1 protein-coding gene is annotated in these 2,367 nt (G+C 56.8%); it reads right to left on the bottom strand.

Annotation, left to right across the window (positions count from 1 at the left end; translation table 11 throughout):
* Window positions 1-293 precede the first annotated feature (293 nt).
* Window positions 294-1,313, bottom strand: a complete 1,020-nt coding sequence (locus AC1DN0_RS40870) for an extracellular catalytic domain type 2 short-chain-length polyhydroxyalkanoate depolymerase (RefSeq protein WP_441629624.1) — start codon at window positions 1,311-1,313, stop codon at window positions 294-296.
* Between the last annotated feature and the right edge of the window lie 1,054 nt (window positions 1,314-2,367).

Genomic DNA, 2,367 nt, shown 5'->3' with positions numbered 1-2,367 from the left:
GATCGCCACTGTGCAGAAGCGAGCCTGCGGCTATCGCAATCCGGACCACTTTAAGATCGCCGTCTACTTCCACTGCGGTGGTCTCAACCTACATCCAGCTGCGCTGACCCACACGAAAGTCGGATGAACCAAAATAACAAACAGATCTTTCATAACCAAAAGTAGTAGTTTCTTCGCGAACGCCGGGCGCATCCATGGGCTTGGGAGGCTCGTTAGGCTCTGGCGCCAACGAGAAGCCGGCATTGGCCGAGAACACGAGCAGGATTTCCTGGCGAGTTAGCGGCCGCCCTACATCACGGCTTGGATAGCAGCCGGCCGACCATGGCGTTGACAGCGCTCAATTGCGCCCCCGATTTCAGCGCGTAATCAGATCCGGTATAACCGAACCAGTCCCAGCAGCCTTGCGGATTAAATGGAACCGTAGACGCATTCACTTGCGGATACAGCACAAGGATGTTGTTTGTGTCCGCCCAATAGTTGTAGTTCGTCTTCGCATAGAAATCATTGCCGACCACGGCTTCGGACTGCTTGCACCCATGGAATGCCACGTGGACTTTGCACGGTGCTCCCTGAGCGCATGAACTCGGCACATAAACGAAGCCCGTATCCGCCATGCCTGTCGCGGTCGTCGCGAACTCCCGCTGGTCGAACGGCACGATTCTTCCTGACAAACTCTTCGCCGGCGGGTTCAGCGTGCCGTAGATCTGCTGCAGCAACGCGCCAGCCTGATCGTACCCTCGCTTGCCGACCGCGCAGTGACTGATGTATGGAGATGCGTTATCGGAACACACGTTGCCGAACGCCGGTGTGATGAATGCATGGCCGGCTGCCACGTTATTCACATACTGCAGGCTAGACGCAGGAACGCCGGCCTCCTTGAAGAACGACACTGTCGCGTCGACAGCCTGCTGGTAGACAACGGTATCCTTCGTTCCGCTAAATACATAGACCCGGGCCTTCTGCAAATTCGCTAGCGGGTCGATCTGACCGAGCGACGCAAAACCCGTTGCGGCGGCTACCATCAGTGCAGGATTCGGCGGCACGAACGGCACCTGCCCCATGCAGATCGTTGTGTTGAGGATGTTCCCAGCCGCACAATAATACGGCCCACCCGCTACCACACCGGCACCGGCGACAGAACCTGAGTATGCGACCTGATACTGGACCGCCATGAAGGCGCCCGACGACAGGCCGGAAACTGAGGTCTGCGATAGGTCGCCGGCATAAGATGGCAGCGCATCGGCGGCCAGCGCAGTATGAGGAAGAGCTGCGAGTGCAAAGGCAACAATGGTAAGAGTGCGAAGCAATTTCATTACGGTAGCTCCTGTGGCACAACGATCAAAACAAAATTGGACTAAAGGAAAGCACGGGCCGGAAAACCCATTGCCCTTCGGGGCAGGCGAATCGAAAGGAGCGGGGCCTCGCATACGCGGAAGTGCTTCAAACTCGCTGCGCTGTGGATCCGCGATAGGGCAGYCGGCTTCGACTTTTGACGTCGCAACATCACAACTAAATGCCGTGCCAGCATCGTCGAATTCCGATAGACCGTTTTGGTCAATGCACTGCTTTTGTGCGTTCAACACAACGGGCTGCAGTGTTTCTAGGGCGCCATACACGAGTGCTTGGTCTTGTGCTGTGCAACATTATCGGCGTTTCAAAAGAGTTTCGATCTTTTATTTATGCGTGCGTGCGGTATTTGCAACGGTGTCGCCTGGTTGTCATGAGGGACGCCTATGAGCTGATTGCTAACTTCTTGCTCATGAATTTAATATTAATTAAATCTGCTTTAATTTATATTAAATGAAATTTCATGGATTAATATAGCTGTCCCAGCCACTTCCACCATGCGGGGGCGCAAGCCGTGCATGCCTTGGCGTAGGTGGCGTCCAGGCGCGCTGCCGGCCTATGGCGCTGCATGCCTGGTGATGGTGATCACCGGATTACCAATCCGCAACCGATGCATCGCCCAAGTGATGGGAGTGACGATGGCGACCGACAGTGTGGGGAGGCGCAGAAGGTGTAACGGATGGGTGGGTGGCGCAGGAGCGCGTGAAGGCCGAAATGGCGGCTGCGCTTCGGCGGGCATTGTCAACTTAACGCAACCGGATGATGGGCTCCCAATTGCGCTAGTGCGCGCCGGAGCATTGTGTCCGCTGGCCGTGGAACCCGCGGGGTTTCCGCGAAGCGAGGGGGCGCATGCCGTTCAGACCTTGGCGTGGGTGGCGGCCCATTGCGACGGGTTGACGTCGATGCTCAGCGGGCCGAAGCCGGAGCCGATCACGCCGACGTTGTTGAGCGTGTTCACGTTGATGCTTTGCAGCTGGGCGATGTTCTGGTTCTGGGCGATGTTCTGGTTGACGTTGACAT

This window comes from Cupriavidus sp. 05N39, assembly GCF_056397325.1.
This window is presented reverse-complemented; position numbering and strand designations above follow the sequence as displayed.